General features: G+C 39.9%; 17 protein-coding genes and 1 riboswitch. Of the genes, 2 read left to right on the forward strand and 15 right to left on the reverse strand.

The genetic code is table 11. From position 1 onward, the window contains the following. Positions 1–155 precede the first annotated feature (155 nt). From ACTQ5J_RS06290 to ACTQ5J_RS06310, 5 genes are all read right to left on the reverse strand, one after another. Positions 156–1,619: an alpha-L-fucosidase gene (locus tag ACTQ5J_RS06290; RefSeq protein ID WP_441751554.1), complete on the reverse strand. Its 1,464-nt coding sequence runs from the start codon at positions 1,617–1,619 to the stop codon at positions 156–158. Further along, complete coding sequence (locus ACTQ5J_RS06295) at positions 1,616–2,281, reverse strand: SGNH/GDSL hydrolase family protein (RefSeq protein WP_441751556.1); 666 nt, start codon at positions 2,279–2,281, stop codon at positions 1,616–1,618. Before ACTQ5J_RS06295 ends, ACTQ5J_RS06290 begins: the two co-directional genes overlap by 4 nt. Before the next feature lie 153 nt (positions 2,282–2,434). Beyond that, the gene (locus ACTQ5J_RS06300) at positions 2,435–4,195 is read right to left on the reverse strand and encodes an extracellular solute-binding protein (protein WP_441751558.1); all 1,761 of its coding nucleotides are present in this window, start codon (positions 4,193–4,195) and stop codon (positions 2,435–2,437) included. Positions 4,196–4,216: 21 nt separating this feature from the next. Then, positions 4,217–5,167, reverse strand: coding sequence for a carbohydrate ABC transporter permease (locus tag ACTQ5J_RS06305; protein ID WP_441751560.1), 951 nt, complete (start codon positions 5,165–5,167; stop codon positions 4,217–4,219). A gap of 15 nt (positions 5,168–5,182) precedes the next feature. Then, the gene (locus ACTQ5J_RS06310; RefSeq protein WP_441751562.1) at positions 5,183–6,124 is read right to left on the reverse strand and encodes an ABC transporter permease; all 942 of its coding nucleotides are present in this window, start codon (positions 6,122–6,124) and stop codon (positions 5,183–5,185) included. Positions 6,125–6,353: 229 nt separating this feature from the next. Here ACTQ5J_RS06310 and ACTQ5J_RS06315 point away from each other — a divergent pair, with 229 nt between their 5' ends. Then, positions 6,354–6,956: a YesL family protein gene (locus tag ACTQ5J_RS06315; protein ID WP_441751564.1), complete on the forward strand. Its 603-nt coding sequence runs from the start codon at positions 6,354–6,356 to the stop codon at positions 6,954–6,956. 12 nt (positions 6,957–6,968) lie between these two features. Then, a complete protein-coding gene (locus tag ACTQ5J_RS06320) occupies positions 6,969–8,786 on the forward strand; it encodes a histidine kinase (RefSeq protein ID WP_441751566.1) in 1,818 nt (605 codons plus the stop codon). Positions 8,787–8,885: 99 nt separating this feature from the next. Here the strand turns inward: ACTQ5J_RS06320 and ACTQ5J_RS06325 are convergent, their stop codons facing one another. From ACTQ5J_RS06325 to ACTQ5J_RS06370, 10 genes are all read right to left on the reverse strand, one after another. Then, a complete protein-coding gene (locus ACTQ5J_RS06325) occupies positions 8,886–10,304 on the reverse strand; it encodes a response regulator transcription factor (RefSeq protein ID WP_441751568.1) in 1,419 nt (472 codons plus the stop codon). Between the two features lie 196 nt (positions 10,305–10,500). Then, on the reverse strand, positions 10,501–12,156 hold the full coding sequence (locus ACTQ5J_RS06330; protein ID WP_441751570.1) for an ABC transporter substrate-binding protein: 1,656 nt from the start codon (positions 12,154–12,156) through the stop codon (positions 10,501–10,503). A gap of 32 nt (positions 12,157–12,188) precedes the next feature. Next, complete coding sequence (locus ACTQ5J_RS06335) at positions 12,189–13,121, reverse strand: carbohydrate ABC transporter permease (RefSeq protein ID WP_441751572.1); 933 nt, start codon at positions 13,119–13,121, stop codon at positions 12,189–12,191. Between the two features lie 14 nt (positions 13,122–13,135). Next, positions 13,136–14,110, reverse strand: a complete 975-nt coding sequence (locus ACTQ5J_RS06340) for an ABC transporter permease (protein WP_441751574.1) — start codon at positions 14,108–14,110, stop codon at positions 13,136–13,138. Positions 14,111–14,320: 210 nt separating this feature from the next. Next, on the reverse strand, positions 14,321–15,682 hold the full coding sequence (locus tag ACTQ5J_RS06345) for a hypothetical protein (protein WP_441751576.1): 1,362 nt from the start codon (positions 15,680–15,682) through the stop codon (positions 14,321–14,323). After that, positions 15,675–16,376 (reverse strand): DUF624 domain-containing protein, encoded by a 702-nt coding sequence (locus ACTQ5J_RS06350; protein ID WP_441751578.1) that lies wholly within the window; start codon positions 16,374–16,376, stop codon positions 15,675–15,677. The genes ACTQ5J_RS06345 and ACTQ5J_RS06350 overlap by 8 nt, the downstream gene beginning before the upstream one ends. Beyond that, positions 16,373–17,908, reverse strand: coding sequence for a response regulator transcription factor (locus tag ACTQ5J_RS06355; protein ID WP_441751580.1), 1,536 nt, complete (start codon positions 17,906–17,908; stop codon positions 16,373–16,375). Before ACTQ5J_RS06355 ends, ACTQ5J_RS06350 begins: the two co-directional genes overlap by 4 nt. Position 17,909: 1 nt before the next feature. Then, complete coding sequence (locus ACTQ5J_RS06360; protein WP_441751582.1) at positions 17,910–19,709, reverse strand: cache domain-containing sensor histidine kinase; 1,800 nt, start codon at positions 19,707–19,709, stop codon at positions 17,910–17,912. Between the two features lie 257 nt (positions 19,710–19,966). Continuing rightward, positions 19,967–20,530 (reverse strand): ECF transporter S component, encoded by a 564-nt coding sequence (locus ACTQ5J_RS06365; protein ID WP_441751584.1) that lies wholly within the window; start codon positions 20,528–20,530, stop codon positions 19,967–19,969. Continuing rightward, complete coding sequence (locus ACTQ5J_RS06370) at positions 20,506–20,952, reverse strand: DUF4430 domain-containing protein (RefSeq protein ID WP_441751586.1); 447 nt, start codon at positions 20,950–20,952, stop codon at positions 20,506–20,508. Before ACTQ5J_RS06370 ends, ACTQ5J_RS06365 begins: the two co-directional genes overlap by 25 nt. Positions 20,953–21,111: 159 nt before the next feature. Beyond that, positions 21,112–21,262: riboswitch (adenosylcobalamin (AdoCbl) riboswitch) on the reverse strand.

The following is a 21,262-nucleotide window of genomic DNA, read 5'->3' on the forward strand; positions in this document are numbered from 1 at the left end:
TTCCGTTAGGACCTCTCAAGCAACACTCCCACACTTTTAGCCCCAGCCTGAAGAACAGCACACACCAGAAAAGCCAAGCAAACCAACCTAGTCAAACAAGCCTAGCCCTGCCAAACACTCCACAACCTAGTCAACCAAACTAACCAAACGTCACGCTACTTCATCGTAATCTTACATACAACCGGTAATTCACTTCGTAGCTCCGGACATTGAATATGCAAACCCTCGTGATCTTTAGTCCACGAAAGCTCCCCCTCATAACCCAGTACTTCAACAGCTTGAAGAATACCGTGGAATTCAGGTTTATTTTGATCAGCAGATTCAGCGAGTGAACGAATCACCACTGTACCATCTGTTGGTGCCTCTAATACAAAAGCATACAAGGCTTCCCCTTTAACAGTAAAACGAATGTCTTCAGACGTATAAGACTTCACATTAGCCTCTTGGAATTGACCAGAAAAGACTTCCGTTGGCCCCTCACCAGACTGACGCCAAGGCTTGCTATCATAAATTCCTTCCCCATTGACTGCCAGCCAAGCGCCAATATCTTCTAAAATCTGTTGATCTTTTGCTGGAATCGAACCATCACCTTTGGGCCCCACATTCAATAATAAGTTCCCATTTTTGCTGACAACTTCAATTAAATCATGAAGAATCTCCTTTGTCTCTTTGTAATCCAAAGTAGACGTGTAACACCATGAGTTTCGAGCAATTGCCGTATCCGTTTGCCAGTAAAAGGGTTGAGCTTCCGCAAATTTCCCGCGCTCAATTTCAACAATGCCGCTACCAAACATCATCGCATCATGCTTATAACAAATACCGACGGGCTTGCCCCACTCAATGCCACGATTATAATAATAGGCCGCTAGCAATTGTAAGTGTTCTTTAAAAGCATCGTGTTGAATCCACCAATCAAAGTACAACAGCTCCGGTTGATAATTATCAATTAATTCTACCGTTCTAAATAACCAATCTTCTAAATACTCGTCACTTGGATAAGGTTGACTAAATAAATCTTGATTATCCGGCTCTGGCATGGCTGGCCAATAAAAATCGCCTTTTTCCATCGGCTCTTTGATGTCGCTGTCAAATTCTTGACCATGCCCCATAAAGAACCAATGCTCGGCCCGATGGGATGACGTACAAAAATGTAGATCGACCTCTTCAAAGGCCGTCTTTAATTCTCCAAGAATATCCTTCTTCGGTCCCATCTTCACCACGTTCCAATCAGACAACTGACTGTCATACATTTGAAACCCATCATGATGTTCGGCCACTTGGAAGACATACTGAGCACCCGCCTTTTTCAACAAGTCTGCCCATTCCTTCGCTGCAAATTTTTCCGCAGTAAACATCGGAATAAACTCTTTATATCCAAATTCCTTGTGCGGTCCATATGTCTCCACGTGATGCGCAAATTCAGGATGGTCCTCAATATACATGTTCCGCGAATACCATTCATTATTAAAAGCCGGCACACTATACAAGCCCCAGTGAATGAAAATCCCAAACTTGGCACCCTTGAACCAAGCCGGTATCTCAAACTTACCTAAAGACTGCCAATCCGGCGTATAAGGCCCCTGATTAGCCACTTGTTTAATCTGATCCATTGTTATCATCGGTTAGTCTCCTTTATGCCCACAGTTTCAAGCCATGTTTGTGCAATTAACAAATGCCCTGCCAAAGAAGGATGCACACGGTCGCTACTTAACACGTAAGACGACTGATGACGCAAAAACTCGTCCACCTTCGCCTGAACATTGCCATAGGGAAGTTGATATTCCTCCGCTAATTTCTCAACAACACCCCGATAAGCATCAACTTGCTGACGCATCGCATCCTCCAAATGACTCTCCACCATAAAAGGCGACAACAGAATCATCCCCTTAACTGTCGGTATCGTTTGGTCTAACAAACGACGGTAGCACGCCTCAAACTCCTCAATGGACACAAGCGGCACTTGGGCAAATGTCCCATCGAAATGACGCCAGACATCATTCACACCAATCATGACCGTAATCCAATCAGCATTAAACGCCAAAGCATCTGCTGACCAACGCTGCCCTAAATCAACAATTGTATTGCCACTTACTCCCCGATTGACCACCATTAACGCTTCTTCTGGCAACAAAGCCGTCGTATACGCATTCAACAAATTGACATAACCGTCTCCCCATGAACCCCAACCTGCCGGCATCGCCTCATATAAACGGTTACTATCGGTGATGGAGTCACCCATAAATAAAAGTCGATCGCCCTTGTCAAATAACCATTGCCCCATCCTATTGACTACCTCCTCAAACTTAATAGCAAGAAGAGGCATGCCGACACTTTGGCATACCTACTTCTCAAATAATTTAATACCCTCAGTCCAAAATAGCCCTCAAAACTTCTCGGCGCTAACTGAAGAAGCTCAATTCTTCATCATTAAAACTTATTCTGTTTCACCAAATTCTTCTGCTACAAATTCACGTCTTTCATTTTGCTCCTGAGCATTTGCCATATCCACTTCTAAGACTTGTTCATAACCTAAGCCATTCGCAATATCTTGCATTTCAGCTAATAAAGTATTGAACTCTTCTTCGTCATTGGCAAATACCATGCGCCAAGAATACTCAACGATTGTTGATTTCACTTGATTACGTAATGTCGAAATTTCAGAACTATCTTCTGGAGCGACATAACTTGCACCTGGCGCGACTAAGATTTGATCATTTTCCTCTAAATACTCAACAGTAGATAAAGCGCCACCCATGTGTTCAGACCAATCTTCTTGGACTGGATTCATATTATCGGTTAAGAAACTTTCCCACATCGTGTAGGCATAAGCATGACCAGTGTTAGGGTTAGTATCAATCGGCAATACGGCATTGACGTTCAACGCTGAGACGCCATCTTTATAAGTGCCACCACCCCATTCAGCTGGAACATCTGCATCACCATCCAATAATGCTTGCTCACCAAACTCAGTTAAGACAGGTGTGTCATCTTGCATTTCCCAAGTTAAACCTTCAGGCCCACTACTTCCGCTCGTTTGAGCAGCATTCGACAGAACTCCTTCTGGTGAATATAACCAGTCAATAAAGGCAGCAATACGTTCTGGGTCTTCTGCATTTGAACCAATCCCGATAAATTGTGTTGCACCATACACTTCAGCACCATAAGAGAAAATCTCTTGATCTTGAATAGGTGCTAACATAAATCCTTTACCGTCGGTTAAGTTTGTTGTTGTATTATAAGCTGCTTGACCTAACCATGGCCACCAAGAGTAAAGCACTTGACCACTTTGGAATTTCGCAAATAATGTATCATAGTTTTGAGTCGTTGACTCTGGATCGACTAAGCCCATTTGATTGGCATCAAAATATAATTTTAGTGCTCGAATATATTCAGAATCACTATCTAAAATACTTTGATAATCCGAACCATCTGCTTTAGCAATAACAAAGCCAACCTCATCATAGCCATACAGTGTTAGCAATTGCTTCGCATTGTTCATGTAGTTACCGTCCCAGTCACCAAATAGTGAGAAGCCATATACTTTTTGCCCATCTTCAGTGGTTGGGTTCGCTTCTTGCATTTCTTTGAGGACAGGTAAAATATCTTCTAACGTTTCAATTTCTGGGTAATCTAAATCATCATATAAATCCCAGCGAATATATGCCCCATAGTTTAAGTCTAATCCTTCAGAAGGATCTGTGGATTTCAAGTTAGAAACTTGAGTTGGGAAACCATAAATACCATCTGTACCCTCATTTAGATTTTGAACTGCAGCATCAAAATTTTGCAGATTTTCCATACTGTCATAAAATTCACTGGCATCATATAATAAGCCCGCTTGAATCAATTCATTATATTGTTGCCCTCTATCAACGATGATTAAGTCTCCCAAATCGCCTGCGGCTGTACGTGTTTGGTATAAAGTATCGCCATTACCCGCAACGTTTGGCGCAATCACATTTAATTCCATATTGAATTTGTCTTTTACTATTTTGCCGAACCAACCTTCTTGAATCCCCATATAGTTCGCTAAACCATCAAAGACGTCAATGGTAATTGTTTCCGCGTATGGATTATCTTCGGTTACTTCCGTTGTGTCGTTAGCTTCCGATGCGTCTGATCCGCATGCTGCTAATGTTCCTACCACTGTGATTGCTAATAAACTTGTTGCTGTTTTTCTAAGCCATTTACTCATTTTTTTCCTTCTTTCTCAAATTTATCCTTTAACTGCACCCAACATAATACCTTTTACAAAATACTTCTGAAATAGTGGATAAATAAACATAATCGGTAACACCACAATGACTGAGATTGTCATCCGAATCGAAGTTGGCGTTTGTGACGTAGCTGCTGAAGCAATGCCCGCTAAAGACCCCGTCGTATTCTTCACCATTTGAGCCAGCGAGTTTGCTTGGTTGATATAGGTATATAGTAAATATTGTAAAGAATATAAGCTCTGATCTGTAATATATAATAACGTATCTTGGAATGAATTCCACTGAGCAACCGCTGAGAAAATCGCAACTGTTGCAAGAATTGGTGTACAGTTTGGCAAGATGACTTTAAAGAACACTTGCAGAATGTTCGCACCATCAATTTCAGCTGCTTCTTGTAAAGAACGCGGAATAGATTCGATGTAAGTCTTTACCAAAATAATATTAAAAGGCTGAACAATTGCGGGTAAAATGTATACCCAGAAACTATTCGTTAAGCCAAGTGTTTTCATGGTTATAAACATAGGGATCAAACCAGCATTGAAATACATTGTAATAATGATGAATCGGTACCAGAATTGACGTTTCCACATTTTCTCTTGCGTAAACATAAAGCCCAAAAAGGCAGATGCCAAAACTGTTGTAACCGTACCAATGACAGTTCGGGCAATTGAAACCGTCGCAGCTAAAGGTAAGCCTCTTAATTGTAATACTTGCCTATAGTTTTCAAGATGAAGCCCTTGTGGGAAAAATCTAATCTTACCTAGAGCACTTAAATCATTACTACTGATTGAGTTGATAATTAGGTAATAGAACGGATAGGCGCAAATTAAGGTGACCAATAAGAAAAACGTATAGTTTAAGATATTAAAAATAATATCCCCTTTTGTTCTTTCTTGATTATTTTTCGTATGTCTTTTAAATCTTTTCTTCTTTTCGATAGACAAATCCAATGTTCTTCCTCCTTTCTAGATAATTGATGTTCCTCTGATTTTTTTAGACGCGCCATTCACAATCGCAAGTAGCGCTACAGAAATTAAACTTTTCAGCATACTGATCGCGGTAGCTAACGATAAACTATTGCTTCCCAAACCTAAATTATAAACATATAAATCTAAGACTTGAATGGTTTCTTTATTGAACGCGTTTTGGAAAACAAAATATTGTTCCATCCCGTTGTTCAATAAGTTGGCAATTGATAACATTAACATGACTAAGTAGGTTGGCATTAAAGCGGGTAAAGTAATATGACGCATTAAGTCAAAGCGATTCGCTCCATCAATTCTGGCAGATTCATAAAGTTCTGGATCAATTCCCGAAATTCCTGCTAGATACATAATGGCTCCCCAACCTAAGCCTTTCCAAATGTTCCAAGCAGTCATCATTAACCATGTATGATTCCCGCTATCTAAGAAACGAACAGGGTCTGTCACAAAACCATATTCTTGTAACAAGGTATTAACTAGACCTGTTGTTGAGAATAAACTAAAGGCAATTGTATAAATTAAGACCCAACTGATAAAGTTTGGTAAGGTCGTTAAAGTCTGTACGATATTTTTAAACCATTTGCTTTTGATCTCATTTAAGAATATCGCAAAAGCAACAGGTAAAATTGAGGTTGCTATTCCTAGAAAGCTCATTGCGAATGTGTTTTTTAAAACTTGGACAATTTGATCGATTTGTGTGGAACTAGAAACAAGTAACTTGAACCACCTTAATCCGACAAACTCACTTCCTTCGAGACCGAGTGCGGGCTTATAATCATACAATGAATAGATCCAGCCGTGTAATGGAAAGTATGAAAACAAGAAAACTAAAATAAGAAAAGGGACAATACATAAAAACATGATGAGTCCGTTTTTATTTTTTTTCTGTTTCGCACGGTCAGATAACTGCTTGTTCAACTCCATTTTCATCCTCCTCAAGATGTGAAACCGTTTTTACATTTTTATCGTAACATAGCCATTTATTTTTCTATCAGCTAAAAATAGATATCAATCAGTAAAAATTAGTCATCTTGTTAGCGTTTTCCAAGAAGAATGCTTTTATGACAAGCTTTCTAGGTCTACCACAACTTTGGTAAGGCTTTCAAAAATCTGTTTTTGAGTATAGAATGAAGGAAAGAGGAGGAGTTAATCCATGAAATTCAATCCAGATGGTCAATTATATAAACTAACAACAGTCACGACACAATTTATTTTTCTAAATCTCCTGTATATCCTATCTTGTCTGCCAATTATTACAATTGGTGTAGCCACTTCCGCCCTATTTGAGGTATTATTACGCTATGCAGACAATGAACGCGGTAATTTAATTCGAGATTATTTTCAAGCGATTAAAAGCAATTGGAAACAAGCGACCGCAGCTTTTGCTGTTTTATCCGTGCCGATCGCCCTATTAATTTACAGTAGTTCTTTTTGGTTCGGTGGCGGTACGATTCTGACCAGTATTATCGGTGTTGTCTCAGCCATCTTAGCTGCTTATTTCTTTGTAGTCTTAGCATTGAGCTTGTCCTTAATTGGCCGTTACAAGAATAGCCTAAAACAAACGCTAAAAAATGCTTTTCTTTTACCTGTTGCTGATCCCGTCCGATCTTTAGGCGTCTTATTGATTCCAGTCGTCCTATTTTGCCTAATGGTTCTGTTTCCAGGTTTTAGATTATTTTTACCACTTTTTGGTTTTGTATTGATTTGTTACTGCAGTGCATTTTTATTATTATCCATTTTTAAACGATGGAATTAACGAGGTTTTTCCATGAAATTTTCATTTTTTCGAAAGTTGAGTCAATTTTCGATTCGTCAACAATTATTTATTATTTATATTCCTTTGGTTTTTCTTTCCACTGTGATAATTGGGCTTTATTTAGTCGTGGATTCGACCAATCAACTCACAGCCAATTACCAATATTTAGCTGAGTTGAATGCTCAACGCGTAAAGTCTGTGCTATTTGATACGACGAATACGTTATACAACACCGTCTTTTCTTTATCGAATGATACCGAGTTAAGAGAGCTTTTATCCAGTCAGTTTGAAACGGATTTAGAGGCGATGGAAAGTATTGATGATTATCCTGCCGTTGAAGAAGCCCGTAAATACCAGACGTCGATCTCAGAATTAACCATTTACACGACTAATGAAAGCTTGCCAAATCATCGCTTTATCCAAGCGGCCAATAATAGTGTTCAAGAAACCGCTTGGTATCAACGGGCTATGACACAATCTAGTGCCTTCTTCGTGACTGATAATGAACAAGAAACGAATCGCTTAGTCTTAGTCAAGTCTTTGCCTTTACCCTTATCCGATGAAAAAGCCGTTTTGGTGATTCGTTTAGATTATAACTATTTACGAAATCGTCTCCGCAATTCTTCTTATTATCTTGAATTGCAATTAAACGATGATGTGATTTTTTACAGTGATCAACTTCAGCGAGTAGGGCAACCACTTAGTCTGGATTCAAACAAGCTGTTCCAAACACAACATGAGCAACGTGCCATTATCTCAGACAATACGCTCTCATCGAGCACGATTGATGATGTCATTCATATTTATTCGGCAGACTTTGAGGCGCACGATAACCTGAGAGAGAATCTGCTGCGTTGGGCGGCGATTGTTGGTGCTGTTGTCTTAATTACTTTCTTGATTGTTCTTTTATTTGCTCGCTTCTTTACTAATCGGATTCAGCAATTACAACAAGCCGTCAAACATGCGTCCATCGAAGATTACGACTTCTTCCAGAATATCAACGGTGACGATGAGATATCGCAAATTTCACGCGACTTCCATATCATCATTCAACGGATCAAGCGGAAGGAAGAAGAGATTTTCCAAGCTCGCATATCAGAACAAGAACTACTGACCCAACAACAGCAAATGGAATTCAGCATTCTTGCTGGACAGATTAACCCACATTTTCTATTCAATACGTTGGAGACTATCCGGATGACCGCATTAATTTCAGGCAATACGGATGTAGCTTACGCCATTCGTTTGTTAGCTACCTCAATGCGTAACACCCTAAAGACTCACGGCACCGAATTGGTCAGTCTAGAAGAAGAACTTGATGCGTTACACGTTTATGTAAAAATACAAAGATTACGTTTTGGCGACCGGGTCAACTTTTCTTATGCCGTTGATAATACCTTAGACCAAAAGAGAGCCATTCTTTTACCACTCTTGATTCAACCATTAGTCGAGAATTCAATCACTCATGGCTTAGAAAGTATCACCTATCCAGGTTATATCCGCCTAAATGTAGAGGTAAACGAAGAGGATATCATCATTACGGTTCAGGATAATGGCGTTGGCATTTCTGAAGAGGCTTTATGCCAACTTCAGGAAAAAATCAACACGCCTTCGACGACTTCTCAGAAAAACATTGGTTTAGCCAATGTGAACCAGCGTGCGTCCCTATTTTATGGCGAGGGGTATGGTTTAACAATAGACAGCACCGAAGGCCAGGGAACAACCGTTGTTTTAACTATTCGTGATCTTGGGCTGAAAGCCAAAACAAAACAAGTAAGCGTCAAAAAACTTGAGACTAGGGTAGACTTGCCCGATCAAGCCTCACAGTAACAACTGCTTTTAATTGTCAACAGCTAACTAAAACTAAAACAAAGAGAGTCTGACACAACAACGCGATAAGCGCTGAGTGCCAGACTCTCTTTTTATGGCTTATTTCATTAAATTGTTTCGAAACTCATTAGGCGACACATTAAAATGTTGTTTAAATTTCTTGTAGAAATAGTCCGAATTGCTATAACCGACCATTTCAGCCACTTCATACACCATAAAATTAGAATGCTGCAGAATATCGCTCGCTTTTTCCATTCGGACGTGATCGAGAAATGACAAATAGTTTTCTCCCGTTTCCTTCCGGAATTTCTTACCTAAGTAAGCACTATTGTAATTGAATAATTCGCCAACTTTTTTCAAGGTTAGCTCCTCTTGGTAATTTTCCTTCGTATATTTAATCAACTCTGAGACAATATCCAGATGATTCAAAGAGCTCGCAATTAAGATACTCAACTTATCTACCTTCGTTGCTATCATATCTTTTAGCTGAGACAAAGACTCAGCCAAATAAATTTCTTCGTGAAGCTGTTCCGAAGACCAAGCAATCTCAACGGGTACTTTGCCGGTAATTTGTTGATGGATCCACTCCAGATCACCATTCACTCGCCATTTTATCGCTTCCTCACTTGCCACATTGTGATAGAAATTCTGCCAATAATCTTTTAGAGCGATTTTCAACCCTTGACGGGAAAAAATCGCTTTTAACAAGCGTTCACTCGCTTGCTGAATCGCAGGATAATGACTCCGAAGATTTTCGATTATGACCTGTGACAGCAATTGTTGCGGCAACAAGAAAATCAACTCACTTAAACTTTGTAGCTCTTCGACCATAGGTTTCAAGTTTTCACCTGCTGCATACCACCGCGACACCAACATCTCTTCTTGAGGCATTTCGTGTTGACAAAGTTGGCCAATCGTCTCTTCACTTACCTGTTCATCACTTAAGATTACCACATAGTGATACTGACGATAAGTCAATACCACTGCCTCAGACACTTCCCGTAACAAGGCATTCACTAATTTTTCGGTTTCTTGCTCTTGTGGTAAACGCAAGAGTTTCACATAACGAAAACGATCAACCCCAGTCATATCACTTCCAAATAGCTTCGCATGCCAGATATTGGCTTGATTGTGTTCAAATTTTTCCGTTTCTTTTTGAGTAATCAACTTTAAAATCTTGATTAATTCATCCTCATTGACCGGCTTAAGTAAATAATTGACTGCCCCCAATTGAATTGCTTGCCTAGCATAATCAAAATCAGAATAGCCTGATAAAATGACCGCATAAAAAGTTAAACCTTGCTCGATTGCCGCATTGATCATCTCTAAACCATTTTTTCCTGGCATTTTAATATCTGCAATCACGACATCCGGCTGATAGTGAGCAATCTTTTCTAGGCCGACTTCCCCATTCTCAGCGGTATCCACAATCTCAAAGCCATAACTTTGCCAATCGATGACATAACGTAATCCTTCTCGTATCATGGCTTCATCGTCTACGATCAGTACTTTACGCATTGAATTCCTCCCTCATTTTCTCCAAGCAGTATAGACACTATAAAACGTTACCACTAAAACACGAATTAGTCACATTGTCCCTCAAGTTCTCACATTTGTAAACACCTGATTTGCCAAACAAATAAAAAGCACCTACATGGACTAAGCCATATAAGTGCCTCCTTAAATTCAACACCCCAAAGGCAAAATAGGAAAATTAATTGCCTGAACTCCATAATTCCATACGGTCTGTTGTAATTTTCGTCATTTGACTTTCTGCTTCTTTGATATTCATGGCTTCTAATTGAGCTACCATGTCATCATAGATTGCATCGAAGTCTTCTGGACTTGCTAAAATTGCTTCAGTAATTTTTTGAGTCGTTAAGTCGTCTGCTTTCTGTTGTATAATCGTCACATCAGAACTTGTTGGGATAACATATTCCCATGCACGTCCATGCGGTGGTTGACCTAACTCTTCTGGTTGTGGGAAGCTTTCTACCCATAAATCAATACCATAGGCGTCTAGTACTTCAACTTCAGCCTCTGTATAGTTTTCCATAATATCTACTTTAGAGTCACGACCGATTGTTTGGCCGTTTGAGTCCAAAGCGCCATTCCCCCACATAGGGAAAGGATGGATATAAGCGCCAATTCCTGCGTCAATACTATAGTTAGGGTTCGTGTTGGCATTTTCTCTATCTTCTGGTTTTTGAACACGTAAGCCATCGACGATGTCATAGTGAACACCTTCCACACCCCAGTTAACTAGGATTTGAGCTTCCTCACTCGCCATCCAGTCTAAGAATTCAAAGGCTTCTTCTTGCTTGTCTGAGGTTGAAGAAATTGAGATACCCATTGTACCGGTAAAGCCTGCGTCACGCGTACTTTGAGAAAGTTGATCTTCCGAAACAGTAACTGGTAACGGTGCCCATAAGCGATTGGCTTTATCGTCAGCTTTTAATACAGCAACTGCTTGAGAAACGTTCCAATCTTGGTCAGCGGTACCTAAAACGCGACCTGACGATAACTTCGCAATATATGAGTCGAATGTTTGAGTGAATGATTCAGGGTCTAATAAGCCAATGTCATTCATATGGTTTAACCATTTGAAGTATTCTCTGATTTCAGGCACTAAGAATTTATAGAACGTTTCGCCAGTTTCTTCATCGACATGCCATTGCCCGTCATCTTGGAAACCTGCCGCAAAACCTGCAGGGTTACCCACTGTAATTAACCAACGCCAGTCACTACCTAGTAAACTTAAACCAATCGTTGGTTGACCATCAATCTCTGGATACATGTCGATATACTCTGTCAAGGCGGCTTCATATTCTTCTAACGTATTAATTTCTGGATAGCCTAATTCTTTTAAGACATCTAATTGAATTTGTACGGTCCCGCTAGTTTTTAATTGTAAGTTGGTTACGCCACCCGTTCCTAAGTGGTAAATTTGTGGATCTTCAAGACTATTTCTTAAACGTGTTAATTGCTCACCATACATCGCTTTTAAGTTCTCGCCTTTTTCCTCGATTAAATCATCTAAAGGAATAACCGCTCCCGCATCAATTAACTTATTCAAATCACCTTTACTATAAATTAAGTCTGGGTAGTCACCACTGGCAATCATCAATGGAATCGCTTGTTCATCTCCACCAACCGGGTGAGATAATTCTAGTTTAATCCCGGTACGTTCCGTAATTTCTTGGGCAACAGGGTTAGTAAATGGATCGTCTATTGATAAGTCCACCGAAAAGAATGTTAACGTTGTTTCTTCTTCTTGAGCCCCTACAAAAGTCGGTGAAATTAGAGCACTTGCTGCTAGTAAGACACTACCACACATAAGTAATGATTTTGACCATAAGCTTTTTTTCATTAAAAATCCTCCATTCATTTATAAAGCATTGTTTAACTTTTTACTGCACCTAGGGTTAGGCCCGTCACAAAATATTTTTGTAAGAAAGGATAAACCACTAGAATTGGAACGGTAGCGATAATTGTAATCGCCATTTTAATTGACTCGGGCGTCGTACGAGGGACTAAAGCGGCATTTTGATTCATACTGCTAACATCGTTGGCAGTGATTGAACTAGAGTTATCCATAATTTTCATTAATTCATACTGAAGCGTGGTTAAGTTCGTGTTGCTTCGAGCATATAAGTAAGTATCAAACCAGCTGTTCCATTGACCTACGGCCACAAATAAAGCGATAGTGGCTAAAACAGGCATACATAGCGGCATGATAATCTTAATGAAAATCGTGAAGTCATTAGCACCGTCCATCCGGGCTGATTCTTCAAGGGCATCAGGCAGATCATCAATAAATGAACGAATCACGATGACATTGAAGGCGCTGATTAGACCAGGGATGATATAAACAGCGAAGTTATTGATTAAGCCGAGATTTCTGATCAGTAAGTAAGACGGAATTAAACCTCCGCTGACATACATCGTTAGCATTAACATAATTGTTAACGGCTTACGAAAGACAAAGTGCTTACGGCTTAGAACATAGGCTAGAACGGCACAACAAAAAGTCGATGCGACTGTTCCAATTATGGTTCTTAAAACCGAGTTACGAAAGGCTGTCAGTAAGTTATTATTCGACGAGAATATTTCCTTATAGTTTTGTAGAGTGAAATCTCTTGGGAAAATATGTAAGCCTCCGCGGGCAGTATCCGTCGCATCATTTAAAGAAACGGCTAATACATTCAGGAAGGGATACAGAGTCACTACAATGACGAATAGCATCACGATACCTAATAGGACATCTGTAACGGTCGGTCTCGTATTTAGCGGGCCTTTCCGTTTCTTTATTCTTTTACTTAAAATTGCTGTCATCTGTGCTCCTCCTCTTACATTAATTGACCTTCGCCTGTTCGTTTCGCAATCCCATTAAACGTAAAGATTAATACGATACTTACGACAGACTTGAAGATTCCGATAGCTGTACCAAATGAATAGCGGAACATCCCAATCCCATAGTCCAAGGCATATTTTTCAATAACGAGGGCTTGGTTGGCGACAATGTTGTTACCTAATAACATTTGTTTTTCAAAACCAATATTTATTAAGTTACCGATACTCATGATTAATAAAATAATGATGATTGGACGAATCGATGGTAAAGTGATGCTCCACATTTGTTGCCAACGAGTGGCGCCATCTACTCGAGCTGCTTCATACATTTCTTGATCGACACTGGTCATCGCTGCTAAATAAATAATGGCATTCCAACCAGTTTCTTTCCAAACATCTGCGATGGTTACAATTCCCCAGAAATAGTCCCCTTTTGCCATGAAGTTTATTGGGCGTTCGATCCAATTCATCGACATTAAAAACTCATTGACGACACCACTTGTAGATAAAGTTTGGATGACGATATTCGCAACAACTACCCAAGAAACAAAGTGGGGCAAGTAAGAAACGGTTTGTGTAAATTTCTTAAAGCGGGTAAACCGAATCTCGTTAAGGATTAGGGCAAAGGAAATGGACGAGAGTGTCCCGAAAATTAGACCTAAACCTCCCATGCCTAATGTATTTTTCAAAGCTGTATAAAACATTGGTTCACTGAATAAATCTCTAAAGTGTTTGAGCCCAACCCACTCTGAACCGAAAAAACCGTTCTGTGGTAAATAATTTTGAAAGGCAATGGCCCAACCAATTAATGGTGAATAAGCGAACACTAATAACCAGATAACAAAAGGTAATGCCATGAAGATGAGCCCTTTTTGGTTCTTGATTTTCTTCCACGTAATTTTCTCTTTAAACTTCTTTTTTGATTTTTGATTACTTTGCAGGACGTTATCCATGACCTTTACACCTTCCACACTAATCACTCCTTCTTTCGCTCTTCTTAATCAAAGTATATTTGATACCGTTTACAAAACAAACCATAAAAATTAGCTCTTTAGCCTGTCAAAATTAGCTATTCAATGAAATTTGTCGAAAAATCACTAAAAAAATCTGAACAATAGCACTTTACGTTGCTTAAAAGTTAAAGGCAAGCGATGCTTTTGTCCAGATTTCGGAAGTTATATTTAGTTAAATTCTGCTAATTCTGTCAACATATCGTCAATTTGTGCTTTGGATGCCGTAAATTCTAGCACACCATTTTTCTCAACGGCATAGCTTTCTTCTGAGACATCATAAAAATGAATCACATGGGCGAGTGTTTCGCCCTCAGACTCAAATTGATAAGTCAGCGTCAAACTAGCTTCTTCAGGCATCGTGGCGTCTGCTGGGATCAAATCTTGATAAGATAAGGCAGCTAAATATTGATAGACTTTTCTAAAATCCACTTCTTCGACAAGATGCCCGTCCAAAGAAAATTCATGATGTTCTTCAGCCAATTCGCCTTCACCGATTGTTTCGACCAGATGATTAATCGTCATATTTTGCAGTCCATCGAAGGTAATTGTTTCGACCGCGTCCAATGGAATTAAGGCGATAAAGTTGTCGATGAGTGCTTGGGGGTCTAAGGTGAGATCATTGACGAGTCCTTGTGGCACAGCGTACCAGGCGTCTTTTTCTTGCCAGTACATGGCCAGGTTTTCTTCGCTGTGTGGATAAAAGGCTAAGTGACTTGTTTGCTGGGCATCGTCCATCAGGCTTAAGCTTAAACTGGCCCTTTCAGCTGTTGCCGGCTCAAAGTCGGGTAAAGGCTGCGCATGTAAATTCTTCAGTGTCGTTAGGAAGCTTTCCATTTGCTTATATTCGACCGAAAAGTCTGTTTGATAGACATCATGCAAGAACCAACCACTGATAAAAGGTGAGCGTTCCACATGACTCCAGTCACTCTCTTGACTTAAGGTGAGGTCGTTTTTGGTATCTTGATAGGCCACTTCTATTAAACTGCCTAAGCCTAAATCAAGGGGAGCTTCTAAATAGAGCAATGAAAAGTCAGAGATAGCAAGCGGCAAGCTAGGAAATTCCAAGACGTCCTCTTGTTCCTTGTCACCGATTCGCTGCGTCACTACTCCAATATGACTATCAGAATTAGCTAGCGCATAAAGTTCGAGCGTTATATCGTAATTTTCATCCTGAGTGAAAGTATAGCGCGTCATTTTTTCAAGCGAGGTATGTTCAGGGGCTTTTTCTAATGTTAAGGCTTGTAAGCTGATGACTTGAGCGATAAAGTCCCAAAGTGCCTCTTCCTCAATTGCTGGTAAATCAGCACTGACTAGTTTTTCACCATCTGACGTAAAGACGTATTCTTCATCCTCATCTGTGATTCTGAATTCTTCTAGGGCTTCTAACACTTTAAACGGTTCAACAATGCTAGCTTCAAAAGTAGAGGCTGTCACTTCTTGGCTTGGACCGTCTTGGCTGAGCCAATAAGCGGGGATAGCAAGGATTAATAATAAGCCAAATAGGCTGTAAAATAAGTTCTTTTTAGTCATCTAAGGGGTCGTCTCCTTCCGGCGCTGGCTGTGAAAACTGTTCCGCCAAGGCCTCAAACATGTTTTGGTTATGTCGCATGACATAGAAGGCAATTAAGGAAAACAAAAATAAAAATAATTCGCTTGGAAAGGCCCAGAAAATAATTGCAAGAGCCACAATCGTTAATAAATTGACTAGTTGCTTGAGCGCGTATTGCCAAATGACCACGACTGTTGCTTGATAAATACTTTTTAACTCGATTTCAAAAGTAGCGATCAGTGGAAAGCCAATCAGTGAAAAGAGGCACACAAGTAAGAATAGGACAAGAAAGACTGCCGCAAGGATTTGCCAATCTCTTTGATAAAAATAGATGGCATCAATGAGTAGGATGGCACTCACTGTTAATTGCAGTAGCCAATATTTCAAAGACAGCCAAAAGTTTGACCGGTAGGCTCTAGCGAAATCTTTGACAGGTGCGAGATCCCCCGTTCGAACCAGTTGTCCCATTGAGAAAAACAGGGCTGTCAAGGCCGGCCCCAATGGAATTAAAGCAATTAAGTAAATGATCGAATATTCTAGTTTTGGTGGAAACGTAATAAAGACGATTAAAAATAATAAGTTGGCAAGGATAAACAATAGATTACTCGCTAGGAAAAAATAACCATAGCGCAGTATTTTGTAAAATTGGCTGTTGATAATGTTTTTATTGGTCACGTCATTTCCTTCTCTCTCGCATCTTGCCAGTCGCGTTGGTAAGCACCTGGGCTTTGACCAACTAAGGCTTTAAATTTTTTAGAAAAATAGTCACTGTTGGCATAGCCAACCTTTTCTGCAATTTCATAGATTAAAAAGTTTTCGTCTTGGATCAATTGTTTAGCAGCTTTTATTCGGACTTGATCCAAGTACATGCGGTAACTCATTTTGACTTCTGACCGGAACTTTTTCCCTAAATAAGAATGACTGTAATTTAATTCCTTGCCTAGCTCTTGCAGGGTTAAATTGAGGTGATAGTATTTATGAGTATAGTGCTTCATCTCGTCAACTATATCAAATCTTTCTTGTTGGATGACTAAGAGACGGCTGAAATCAATGAAGATCTCATTCAGAAATTCAAACGTTTGTTGCAGTGAGCGCTCACTCAAAATGACAGAGATAATATAGCGTTTGTCACGCTCTTTCATTGGCTGATTGATATCTTCTTCAATTTCATCACAGTAAAAATTGAAGAGGTCAGCGATATCCGCCTTGATTTCTCGTTCTGTCCATTCATTTTTCTGATAATAATACTCTATTTCACTCAGGTAAGCTCGGATTTTATTTTTCCGATTTTGTTTAATCGCGTCGAGCAAATTCTGCTTCCAAACGACTTTCTCAAAGCCGGCCGCTTTATTTTTGTTTTTCTCCGTAAAGTCCTGGAGATGCTTATGGGAAACAATTGGTAAGGTTGGGAAAATATAGCGTTTCTCTTTTAACGCTTTAATGGTTTGTTGCAGCTGAGGCAGCTCTTTAAAATCGGTGGTTAATTGGCTGACAATGACATACATTTCTGGGTGCTTGGCTTGGAGGGCGCTGCTTAATTGTTGGGTCATGCGACTAATTTCACTGCTCGTTTGATCGGCCAGCAAAACATATTGCAAGCTACCATGACTAAAACTGGCAACTTTCCCAAATAAATGCTCATCAAAAATCGCCTCTAATTCTTGTGAGTTCACACCAAAGGCCTCATAATCACAGGCTAATAAACAATAGCTATCAAAGGCCATGCGCGTCATTAATTCTTTATCACCTTGATCGTTTAGAATAAAATGACGGACTCGTCTTGCATCGACATAATTTTGATAGAGGGTTAAATTGGCTGTTTGTTTTTTCTTAAGTAAAATTTGTTGCGATATTCTAGCCAGCGCATCGAGCAACTCATCTTCATCGACTGGTTTCAATAAGTAGTGGGCAACACCTAAAGACATGGCTTCTTTTGCGTAAGTAAACTCTGAATGACCCGATAAAATAATAAATTCCCGGCGTAAGCCATTCTCACAGGCATAACGAACCATCTCTATGCCGGCCATTTCTGGCATTTGGACATCGGTTAAGACCACGTCTGGCTGATAGCGCTTCATCATTTCTATTCCCTCAAGGCCGTCGCTAGCTGAAGCGATGATTTCAAAACCTGCTGCTTGCCAATCGATAATATAGGCGAGTCCTTCGCGTACAATTGGCTCATCGTCTACAATTAAGACTGTATGCATCTTATTGCTCCCCTTTTTCATTCATTTTCTGTGGTAATAAAATAGTAACTTCTGTTCCTTTTCCTTCTTCGCTAGAAATAGTTAAGCCATAGTTCACACCGTAATAGTGTTGGATTCTCTGCTGAACGTTACTAATGCCAATCCGCTTGGCTTCCTTCTCATTTTTCAACAAGGCATGTAAGTCGGCCAATTTATCTGCTGAAATGCCCCGACCATTATCTCGGATAACGATCGCAATATCTCGGTCTAATACAAGCACTTCAAGTGAGACTCTCACAGGGCCACTGACTTTTTCAACGCCATGAATAAAAGCATTTTCGATAATCGGTTGGATTAATAAGGGAAGAATCATATACTCTTTTGTCGTCTGTATGTGAATACGATAGGTCAGGCGCTCACCTAGTCGTAATTTTTGAATTTGTAAATACATTTCGATAAAGGCCAAGTCTTCGTTCAATGTCATTTCTTCACGGTCGCGTTCAAGCGCTTTTCGCATCAGTTTACTTAATATTTTGACCGTTTCAGCAACTTCTGGGTCTTTATTTTTTAGCGCCTTCATGCGGATCATTTCTAAGGTGTTGTATAAAAAATGTGGATTAATCTGGCTGGCTAGCAATTTAAATTCGGCATCTTTTTTGACAAGTTGCCAATTTTTCTGATCAATTTCATACTGGTAACCTTCTTCTAATAAGGTCTGAAGACTTCCCATCGTTGTTCGTAGTTCTTGGTAAATATCCGTAATTTCATCATTACCAGTCAAATTGTTTGGTATATCAAAATCACCGTGAGACACTTTGGTCATACTTTCTTTTAGGAGTAAAACGCGGCGATTAAAGTGCTGAATAAAGCGCGTTAAAATCAATAGGGATATCAAGAAGACAAAACCGATAATTAAATAACCGGTCACTAAGACGCGGTTCGCCTCTCGGGTTATGCTGATGGTCGGCACCGTCCCAACGATTTCAAAGTGAGAAATCAAGGATTTATTCAAAGGAACGGGTTGTACCGTAAAGGTGAGTTGATTACCAGTCCCTTGGATACTTTCTTCCTCACTATTCGCGTGATTCAAGTCAATTCGGTCACCTTCTAAAGCCAATAAGCGGTAATAATCAGAGACTTCTTCTGGCGACTCGGGACTCGTGTAGTTAAAAATTAAATTATTATCCAATGTTAAAAAAGTACTGTTACCTGAGTTGGCTAGCATTTGATTGATTTCATCGGTCGACACTGCAATGGTTACCACACCAATAAACTGATTGTTTCGAAAGACTGAGCGCGTCAGATTTAAATTTTTTTCCCTAGTGATGGGATCTTCAATCATGCGCCAGACGATTTGTCCACGTTTTTCGATCGTATCTTGATACCAAGCTGTTGAAGTAATAGCCGGGGTGACTGGATGGAAGCCGACACTACTCAAGAGGGTAGGATTATCCGTATAAAAACGTAAATAATCTATTTCAGGATAATATTTTATATAGTCGGAAAACTGACTGTAATTTTCATAGGTTTGCACAACGTCATAGATATTCTGAAACTGGGTCCCGACAATTTGAGCAAGTCGCTCATCTTGGTAAATCCAGTCAGAGACGCGGATGATTAATTCAAAGGTTCTAATTAAATCATTCGTTGTCCGAATGGTATTCTGTTCGATTTCTTCAATTTTCGTATCGATCTGATTCGAGCGGATTTCAACACTGATATAATAGCCTACCAGAATAATGGGTATAAAAAGCAGCCCTACATAAATCAAGTAGAGTCGCTTCTTAATTGTGTTCATTTGAAAAAACTGTTTGATTTTCATTATACTTCAACCCCTGATTGTGCTGCTTTTTACCACGTATGAGTTATCCGAGAAAGTATATACTTTAATGTATCCGTTAACAACATTGTGCCTGAATTTTTTTCTTTTGTAAAGATTGACTCATTCGTTATGCCTTTGAGAAAACAAAAAGCACCCATTGAAAGTCTATGCGTCAATGAGTGCTTTTGATGATGGATTTTGCCTACACGGCCTTTCGGCCATTCATTATGAGTTGATCTGTTCGGTCCTGTTGAAACTTAATCGAGTGACAAGCCACTGTGCTTTTTAATTAAGGGTACCAGAATTGGTTCCAAGATTAAGAAGAAGGCAGCATTTCCAGCAGCATGTAACAGATCAAAGGATAGGCCTTGTAAATAATAGACCCAGAAATTAGCAATGCCGAATAATCTAGCATCGATTATTGAAATAACAAAGCCGTACAGCAAACCTGTCAGAAAAGCAAAAGCAATAAACAGGCCACGTTTCAGTAGTGGCTGTAGGCGGTTTGATCGGTAGACCGGTCGCAAACAACCCGTCACTAATATAACGACTGTAAACGCAATAAATTGTGACATTGTCCAAGGACCCATCCCTAGAAACATATTGGATAGTAACAAGGACAATAAAGCGACAACCAGCCCGTCAACAGTCCCCATCACTAGCGCAATCAGTAAGAGAATCGTCGTCATTGGCTGAACATTAGGGATAAACTGGAAGAGCAAGCGCCCAACATGACTCATGGCGGTTAGGGCAGCTAAGACAGCAATTCTTTGAACGCTAAAGTATTTTCTTGGTTTTATTCGAAGGCCTCTAGTTTCCATTCAATTAAGTCACCTGCTTGTAATTCAGTTTCTGCCGCACCGGTTTCGCCCATTGCACCGTTGACATCAAACATCCACCATTTGCCTGCATCTTCATCTTGTTCTACGCCATTAATGGCTGAGATAAAGCCGCCGTCTTCTGTGATAGCATAATGTTCTTTCATCACATCTAATAACAGTGCACCTTCTTCGACTTCGACTACTTGTTCACCGTCTGTAATTAATTCGCCATCTTCCGTTACGGACACTGTGACCTCAACTAAGTCAGCATCTGTTTCTGAACTCGCAAGCTCTGAGCTGACCTCGCTTTCAACGACACTTGTCGCTGTATCAGCTGACGTGTCAACTTGGGGTTCTGCAACCTCTTGACCACACGCTGCTAAGACAAAAGATGCTGATAAAAGTAATAACCATTTTTTCATAAATAATTCCTCCTTAGTAAACTTAAGCTTTGATAGAAGCCAATTATTTGCTAAAACAGCGACACAAGCAGAGCTATCTGAGATGTTTTTCATCCAGTCTATAAAAAACAGCCATACCTTGTATGCAAAAAAACAGCCTATGTACCCCTACATAGACTGCTGCACGATTCTATTCTGCCTCGGAATAGTCATCGCAAAAATTAGCAAACTGAAAGAAAGATCTGACTACATGTTGTCACATGATTACAGTGGCGGGACCGTGTTGGAATTGAACCAAACTTCCATCTTTCAGCTGTCTTTGAACGGTAAT

This window comes from Fundicoccus sp. Sow4_F4, assembly GCF_052116145.1.
Classification (GTDB): Bacteria; Bacillota; Bacilli; order Lactobacillales; family Aerococcaceae; genus Fundicoccus.